9 protein-coding genes are annotated in these 7,987 nt (G+C 39.9%); 6 read left to right on the top strand and 3 right to left on the bottom strand.

The genetic code is table 11. From position 1 onward, the window contains the following. The first annotated feature begins 767 nt into the window (after positions 1-767). The 3 genes from ACKPEB_RS01175 to ACKPEB_RS01165 all read left to right on the top strand — a co-directional run bounded on the left by ACKPEB_RS01175 (position 768) and on the right by ACKPEB_RS01165 (position 2,574). Positions 768-1,118 (top strand): hypothetical protein, encoded by a 351-nt coding sequence (locus ACKPEB_RS01175; protein WP_408962936.1) that lies wholly within the window; start codon positions 768-770, stop codon positions 1,116-1,118. A gap of 103 nt (positions 1,119-1,221) precedes the next feature. Beyond that, the gene (locus ACKPEB_RS01170; RefSeq protein WP_408962935.1) at positions 1,222-1,845 is read left to right on the top strand and encodes a pentapeptide repeat-containing protein; all 624 of its coding nucleotides are present in this window, start codon (positions 1,222-1,224) and stop codon (positions 1,843-1,845) included. A gap of 294 nt (positions 1,846-2,139) precedes the next feature. Then, on the top strand, positions 2,140-2,574 hold the full coding sequence (locus ACKPEB_RS01165) for a DUF1824 family protein (RefSeq protein WP_408962934.1): 435 nt from the start codon (positions 2,140-2,142) through the stop codon (positions 2,572-2,574). A gap of 109 nt (positions 2,575-2,683) precedes the next feature. On the opposite strand, the gene glgA is transcribed toward ACKPEB_RS01165, so the two are convergent. Then, positions 2,684-4,129, bottom strand: a complete 1,446-nt coding sequence (gene glgA, locus ACKPEB_RS01160; RefSeq protein ID WP_408962933.1) for a glycogen synthase GlgA — start codon at positions 4,127-4,129, stop codon at positions 2,684-2,686. 113 nt (positions 4,130-4,242) lie between these two features. Here glgA and ACKPEB_RS01155 point away from each other — a divergent pair, with 113 nt between their 5' ends. After that, positions 4,243-4,926, top strand: coding sequence for a hypothetical protein (locus ACKPEB_RS01155; protein WP_408962932.1), 684 nt, complete (start codon positions 4,243-4,245; stop codon positions 4,924-4,926). Between the two features lie 60 nt (positions 4,927-4,986). On the opposite strand, the gene ACKPEB_RS01150 is transcribed toward ACKPEB_RS01155, so the two are convergent. After that, positions 4,987-5,658: a glycoside hydrolase family 108 protein gene (locus tag ACKPEB_RS01150; protein WP_408962931.1), complete on the bottom strand. Its 672-nt coding sequence runs from the start codon at positions 5,656-5,658 to the stop codon at positions 4,987-4,989. A 75-nt stretch (positions 5,659-5,733) separates the two neighbouring features. After that, positions 5,734-6,696: a hydroxymethylbilane synthase gene (gene hemC, locus ACKPEB_RS01145; protein ID WP_408962930.1), complete on the bottom strand. Its 963-nt coding sequence runs from the start codon at positions 6,694-6,696 to the stop codon at positions 5,734-5,736. A gap of 184 nt (positions 6,697-6,880) precedes the next feature. Between hemC and ACKPEB_RS01140 the strand changes: the two genes are divergently transcribed. After that, complete coding sequence (locus ACKPEB_RS01140) at positions 6,881-7,135, top strand: helix-turn-helix domain-containing protein (protein ID WP_408962929.1); 255 nt, start codon at positions 6,881-6,883, stop codon at positions 7,133-7,135. Between the two features lie 2 nt (positions 7,136-7,137). Further along, positions 7,138-7,987: hypothetical protein (locus tag ACKPEB_RS01135; protein ID WP_408962928.1), on the top strand; the 850-nt coding region annotated here is incomplete at its 3' end.

The following is a 7,987-nucleotide window of genomic DNA, read 5'->3' as shown; positions in this document are numbered from 1 at the left end:
CCTTCATCGGCGTATTTTCTTAATGTATTGGGATGCAGACCCAGAAATTCGACCGCTTTTCTGAGTGGTATGTATGCCATGTTTCAAACTATAGCATACGTTAGTGTCTGTTAACAAAACTTACACTGTTGAATAACCTCCAACCCAATATTCCCTGAAAGAGTCGCTGTTAATCGACAGATTCATCGTTCATTCGGGTTGGTGTGATTAATTTGCAATCCTTAAGATATAATAAAGCAAGTTTGAATGCCCTAATTGTTGTATTCAACCCAAAAATTAGGGTATTGATCCCACTCAAAAGTATCGCACAAGGATACATCATCAGGGTAAGTGCTGAATTTATGATCAGTGCCATGAAAATAGAGATACCCGATATGGGGGATGAACTTTCAGACTCCTTGGTTAACTTGAGTTAGCAAAAATAGATCCCTGACGATTACCTTAAACCCATCGTCAATGGCGATTTAAGACGTAGCCAAGCTAAAAACGTCAATGATTTTAGGTTCTCTCCAAAAGTAGGGTAAGCCATACCCGAACTCTAAGTCCAATATTCTCAATATCTTGGGGAGATCAAACCCTCTAGGTAGCTCTTGCTGACCTTTATTCGTCATGTTTTTGCATCCTTAAACGCTGTTGAAACACTCCAGAATAAAGGCGTGCTTTTCAGGGATTTTAATCAACCCAAAACCACTTTACGGAAGTAAAGGGGAATATCAGACGATTTGCATCAGCAAACAACTGTAAAACAAAAAAAGGGGGTGACGTCCATGTTCAAGCAACATCAAAACAAACTCAAAAAAGTGCAATTAGCTGAAGGAGTATTTGTCTATACTCCCCTGGCTGACGTTTGTATTCCGGCTTTACGGTCTGGGTATGCGGGATATCCTGTTAACCCTCGATGGAATGCGATTAAATTTCATGCTTGGAAAATCGGACACCAGTGGCGCGAGGCGCTAGAACGTGGCGAAATGATCATCCGCTCAACGGACTCGATGTTAGTCCCAATTCAAAAAACTGAGGAAAGTACAGATTCACCTTTACCTCGATCGTGGGGCGTTAACCCAATCTTAAGATTATCCAACCCTTCGACTCAAAAGGATATTCTAGCTTTAACTTGAGTTAGAATTCTAGGCAGACTCAGGAGTCAAGAATCAGATATTTACTTACCTATTTTCTGCTCCTGAGCTTGTACCTAACCCTTGATTAAAACACCGACCAACCATGAAGAAATTCATTAAACCATTACTCGCTGCTTGTTTAGTAACTTTACTATCATTAACAAGCTTTTCTAGCAATGCTTGGGCTTATAATCAAAACCAACTTGATATTCTCAAAAGCGGTGTTGAAAATTGGAATAATTGGGTAATCTCACGCACCAGTAAAGACAAAATTGATTTAACGGGAGCCAACTTGAGTGGTTTAGATCTCACCAAGGCTTATTTCCGTTCCTCTGACCTGAGTGGAGCGAATCTAACAGGTACTGACCTACATGATGCTTATCTGATTAACGTTAAGTTGAACAATGCCAATTTGGTTGGATCGAATTTAACTGATACAATCCTAATTGATGCAGACTTTACGGGAGCCAATCTAACCCAAGCCAACTTAAGTGGATTCCATGAAACCAATAATTTAATCAATTTTGAAGATGCTAACTTAAGTGATGCTAATTTGAATAGCAATTCTTTAGTTGGATGTAATATAGATGCAGACAGCTACAAATGTGATGCTGATGACCTTGGAAGTAGTTTTGTCGTCAATTTCTATCACGCCACTTATAACGAAAATACTCAATTTCCTCCTAATGTCAATCCTGAACTTGTTGTTAATCAAGATTCAGAATAAGCGATTGAGTTTTACGGTATTGTGATCACAAATCAATATCCGGTACAGACCCCTGAATTAGCAAAAATTTCAGGGGTCTTAATTCTCTCAAATTCTGATTGAGTCAGTCTAAATCTGATGTACAAATTCCCCAAATCGTAGGGGCGAGGTTTTCTCGCCCTGACACGGCGATGTTTCCCCATTTTTTGAGATTAATCCTCCTGAAATTAGGATTGTACAATCCCTTTAGACTTGCTATATAATCAGATTGGCAATTTTTGATACTATTTTCTGCGTCCTCATTCCTCCATTCTTATGATTTATCCAGACTCAATTCCTTTAACTATTCCAGAGGCTCAAACCCTTTTAAAAGGGTTTATTTGTAACGAAGTGATCCCCGAAATTACCCAGGAAGAAAAAGTTAAAATTCAACAAGCCTTATTATTACTCACCCGTGAATCTGAATATCAAATGATTGGGATTTGTGCCGATTCAATGGCACAAGCGTTAACAACATTAACCCATTATTTAAAAGCCTTTCAATATTCTATTAATGTTGAAGAAAATGCTTTAGATGCGATGGAAGGGGCTGTTTATTTAAAGTTTAATGGTCGAACTAAAGGTTTTTATGTTAGCCCTTATTATGATCAATATCGAGGAGTTTTAATTTCATTTCAATCAACAGAAGAAAACGGAGTTAATGGGGTATATGGTCATTTTCCGTTAGATTTATTTAACTTAATTGCTTGAAAAAATATAAAAACTGGGTTTCTAATCCTTAATTTTGATTGTTAAAAATTCATCAAAGTTAGAAACCCAATCTTTAAGATCGAACCCTTAAACAACAACAATCGAACCCTTAAACAACAACACTAGAACTCGGTTGAGGTTGGGGGGGTGGAGTTGGTTCCTCTTGAGAAAGAACACCACCATAACTATCCATCACTTCATTGTAAAGTTGGATATATTCTCTAGCGGAATTTTCCCAACTAAAGTTTTGACTCATCGCTCGACGTTGCAATTCACGCCATTGATCTTTAAACCGGAAGGCTTCAGAAGCTCGAACCATTGAGGTATAAAAATCTAAAGGTTCATAGCGATCAAAACAGTATCCTGTACCCTGATAATTAATCGGATCATTATAGGAAACCGTATCAACTAATCCCCCAGTACGGCGAACAATAGGAATACAACCATAACGCATAGCCAACATTTGACTAATGCCACAAGGTTCAAAACGACTCGGCATAATAAACGCATCACAACCCGCATAAATCCGCCGAGATAAGGCATCATTAAACAATAATTGTGTCGTCATCCGACCCGGATACCGAGATGCCATGTGCCATAATTGGGTTTCAAAATAGCGATCGCCTGTTCCTAAAACAATCAATTGACAATCGGTATAAGTTAAGAATTGATCCATAATTTGAATCACCAGATCAATTCCTTTTTGTTCTACCAACCGCGTCACCATCCCCATTAAAAACGTATTAGAATTCACTTCTAATCCCACTTCTTCTTGAATGGCAACTTTATTAACCCGACGATTTTCCAGACTATCCGCCGTAAAGCGTTCAGGAATATAAGGGTCAGTGGCAGGATTATAAGAATTCGTATCAATTCCATTTAAAATCCCGGTCATTTTTCCACTGACATAAGAGAGTAACCCTTCTAAATTTTCCCCATAAGCTGCGGTTTGAATTTGTTGAGCGTAAGTCGGTGACACCGTTGTAACTCGATCAGCAAATTGTACCGCCGCCGCCATTGTATTGTGACCCTGCATATACCAAGGACACCAAGTAATGCGTTCCAAATACCAACGCCAAGGCCCTTGATACGCTAAATTATGAATAGTGAAGATTGTAGCAATATCGGGTGTCTCGTGCATCCAGACCGGAATCATTCCCGTATGCCAGTCATGGCAGTGAATAATATGGGGTTTCCAATAATTCCACGCAAATTCAGCCGCGCCACTAGAAAATAAGGTGAACCGCCAATCTTCATCCTCTCCGTAGTATACACGACGAGGCATGAAGGATGGATGTCCAAACAAATATAGTGGCACATCAGTTTTCGGAAATACCGTTTCAAATACCGCGAAACGCTGGTACATCGTATTTCCCCACCAGATGGGATCTTTCGGGATTTTGATCTTATCAGGGAGGAAGCCATAATAGGGCATAAAGATGCGAACATCGTGTCCCATTGCTCGCAACACCTGCGGCAATGCACCGACCACATCTCCCATCCCGCCAACTTTCGCTAAAGGTGCCGCTTCTGCGGCGACAAATAGAATTCGCATTTTAATTTTGCGTTCCCTTAGTTGCTCCGTAACGTTATCATACCTGTCTCGGTGTCCGATTCAACGCTTTCTTGAAGTTCCCTAAATTCACTTGTCCGATCATCTTGCTGTAGATGTTGATTGAAGCAGAATATTGTATGGTGGAATTAGGAATAGGAATACACCTCACCGAAATCGAGTCAATTCATGTTGTAGCTCAATACTCGGTTGTTAATGCCTTTTCGCAGGAGATTCAAAAAATGGTTGATCAACTGCTCAGTTCTTTTGCTTCCTGGGGTCAAGTTTACAAGGCATTCACCAGACTTTATCCGTTGGTTAACACTTTAGCCTTGAGTGTACTCTTAAATTTAGGGGAAATGCCGTTAACACAGGCTGTTTTCATTTCACAAAATCCTAACAATTCTTCTTTAAAAACAGATAATGTCCAACCTCATTTTTTAGAAGAGGGTATTTACCTGTTTGGTCAGTCTCCCCAACCCGAACAAATTGGACAAGCTTATCTGGTGTTTGAAGTTAAGCAAGGTCGGGTGACGGGAGCATTTTATATGCCTAACTCATCCTTTGACTGTTTTACAGGAGTTCCCCAAGGAAATCAACTTAATTTAAGCATTATTGAAGCTTATAGTCAAGAAGCTTATTCCTATCAAATTGGTTTTAGAAATTCCACTGTTGTCGCGGCGGCTGGAGGTCAAGGAACGGATAAAAACAATCTAATTTTAGAGGGGTTTCATCGCCTTTCAACGGTTAGTGAAAATGATACCCGAATCCTGAATCAATGTAAAGTTGATTTGCAGTAATTAACGATTAACGGTTAACCTTGACTGTAAACCGTTAACCGTTAAAAAAATTCATAGCAATTATTGTTTTTTGAGTAAATCAACTGCTTCTTGTAATAACCGGAGGGCGAGTTCTATTTTACTCAAGATTTCAGCTTGGCTAACGGGTTTAGGGGCGGGTTGGGGGGTTGGTTGCGGTGTTGGTTGCGGTGTTGTTACGCCACCTAATTCATTGACATAGCGCAATAAATCTTGATCTCGTCTTAACCATCCATTTAAGAACATTTGTTGACTGGGGTTCGCTTTGACTCGTTGATACCGATAATCAATTCGACATTGACAATAGCGTTGGGCGGTTTGTAAATTATTCGCTTTTTCTAACGCTGCTTTTGATTTCGAGCCAAAATTTCCATCAACGGTTAACCCGCCAATGGCTTCTTGTAAAAATTCTAAACTCCCTTTAACACTAAAATTAACGGCTGTATCAAAATGCGCTACGGCTAAGGGTAACACCATTGAATCTGCTAAACAGGGTTTCCAATATTGTAAATAATATAATTCTTCGACTTCGGGTTGTGTAATTTGGAGAACGGATTTAGACGTTAAATTCTTATTGCGTAAATAATTATCGTAACTTCCTTGACTAATTCCATAATTAACAGTTCCTGCTAAATCTCTAGGGTCGCCTACACCAGCTTCCCATTTTAAGGTAAATTTTAAGGCAGTTTTAAAAGCTTCAGGATATTCTGGCATGGTTTGAGTTGGGGGTAAAGGTTAGATATTGATCAAAAAATATCAATGCTGATCAATATCTAACCTATTTGTCAACTAACTACGCTGAATTTCAGCAAAAATTTCGTTTAATATCTCTTGAGCGCCTTGGTCTTTGAGTTGATGAGCAAGTTGAATTCCTAATGCTTCCGCATCTGTTGCATTTCCGGTAACGCTATCTTTAATTAAGCGTTTTCCATCCAGACTTGCTACCATTCCCGTTAAGGTCAGTTGGTCGCCATTAATAACAGTATTTACGCCAATGGGAACTTGACAACCGCCTTCCAACTCGCGTAAAAATGCCCGTTCAGCATAACATCTTTGGGCGGTAGGAGTGTGTTCTAGGACTTTAATAATCTCCAGAATATCCTCATCTCCTTCTCGACATTCTATTCCTAATGCGCCTTGTCCGACGGCATGGAGAGAAATTTCTGGGGCGATGACTTGATGAATGCGATCGCTCATTCCCAAACGAGTTAACCCAGCAACCGCTAGAATAATAGCATCATACTCTCCATCGTCTAATTTTTGCAGACGAGTGTTCAGGTTGCCGCGTATATCTTTAAATTCTAAATGGGGATAATGGTGTCTGAGTTGGGCGAGACGTCGCAGAGAAGAAGTACCAATAATAGCACCCGCCGGAAGGGTTTCCAGTTGTTTATCTTTGTGGTTTTCATGAACCACTAAGGCATCTGCGGGATCTTCCCGTTCCGTCACACAGCCTAACATTAATCCTTCGGGAAGTCGAGTCGGTAAGTCTTTGAGGGAGTGCACCGCAATATCGCTATCCCCGTTAAGCATTCCTACTTCTAATTCTTTGGTAAACAGTCCCTTATCGCCAATTTTAGCCAGGGCGACATCAAGGATTTTATCCCCTTGGGTGGACATGGTTTGCACTTCAAAGGTGATTTCAGGGAAGTGTTTCTGAAGTTCTCCTTGTACCCAATAGGTTTGTACTAGGGCGAGTTGGCTTTTGCGCGAAGCAATGCGGACGGTACGAGTCGGGGCAGATACAGACATACTAAAGCAATAATACAAGCAAATAAAGTCACTTGATCTAGCCTACCGCAGAGAGGGACGTCAATGTTGTTAAGGTGTGTGACGGGGGAAGGTGTCAGGAATTTGGAGAGATTTCAGTGAATAGTCGATTTTTGACTATTAATAAATAAACTTTACCCTTCTGGTAGAGAAAACAGGAGGGAGAATGAAAAAATCTCTCTTTTCAGAAGATTACAAATGCTTTCTCAAGCTGCTGCGTGAGGTACGGGAACGTGCAGGAGTTACTCAAGAACAAATTGCAGAACGTCTTGAAACAACCCAGTCCATTATCAGCAAATGTGAGCGAGGCGAAAGAAGACTTGACATTATTGAGTTAAAAGCTTGGTGTCAGGCACTTGGTATTCCCCTTCCTGTTTTTATTGCCGAGTTTGAAAAAACTCTTAACAGAGGGGATAACTAACTGTGCAGAAAATAAAGAAAATAATAGATCAACTCATTGCCTCTGATCGTTTCAGTATGGACTCACTTTATGAAAAAGTTTGGCCAATATTTTCGAGTGATACCTTGCTCGCTGATAGCATCAGTAGTTTGAATAGTCATTTTAGCAAAACGCATTACAAAAAACTTGCTTGTGGAATTCTTCGTCATGCGTTTTTAATTGAACTGGTAAAACTTCCTAAGATTGAGACAACTAAGTTTCGGACTCGTTGGTATTCCCAACTGCAAGGTGATCCCAGAGAATGCTCCTTCTCAGATTGTCTAAAAATTGCTCATGATCTTATTTTCACTCTTACAAAGAGTTGGCTCAATAATCCTAAAAATCTTGAAGCTTTAAATCTATTTCTTGATTATAGTATTCTTCCTTATGAACTACCAATTGATTATATAGATAGGCCTATACCTACTGATACCACGATTAAGATTCATCGCAGAGGCAATATTACCTGGATTGTTAATGAAACTGTTATTAGAACTCTTAAACTTCGGCAGTATCTTGTCAATCCTCAAACCAGCCCTGATGCTGAATTTTTCAAGAAAGTAATCAATGATAAAATCAAGGTCAAAACCTACCTAACTGATCGAGTCTTAACGGGAGATAACAAAACAAATCGAGAAAAACGCTGGGAAGTTCACCCCCGCTCAGTTCATTTTGCTCTCCGACGAGTTTGTATAGGAATTGAATATAAGCTAATTACACAAATTTGTGCATTTCAAGGCTTCCCAGAAAGCTCTCGAAACATCCTGCAACAACAAGGAATTCTTCCAGAAGAGATGGAAATATATCGATGCCCCATAACACTAGATCCGCTTG

This window comes from Planktothrix sp. (genome assembly GCF_046067725.1).
GTDB lineage: Bacteria > Cyanobacteriota > Cyanobacteriia > Cyanobacteriales > Microcoleaceae > Planktothrix.
The sequence above is the reverse complement of the archived record's forward strand: the minus strand, read 5'-3'. Positions and strand labels throughout refer to the sequence as shown.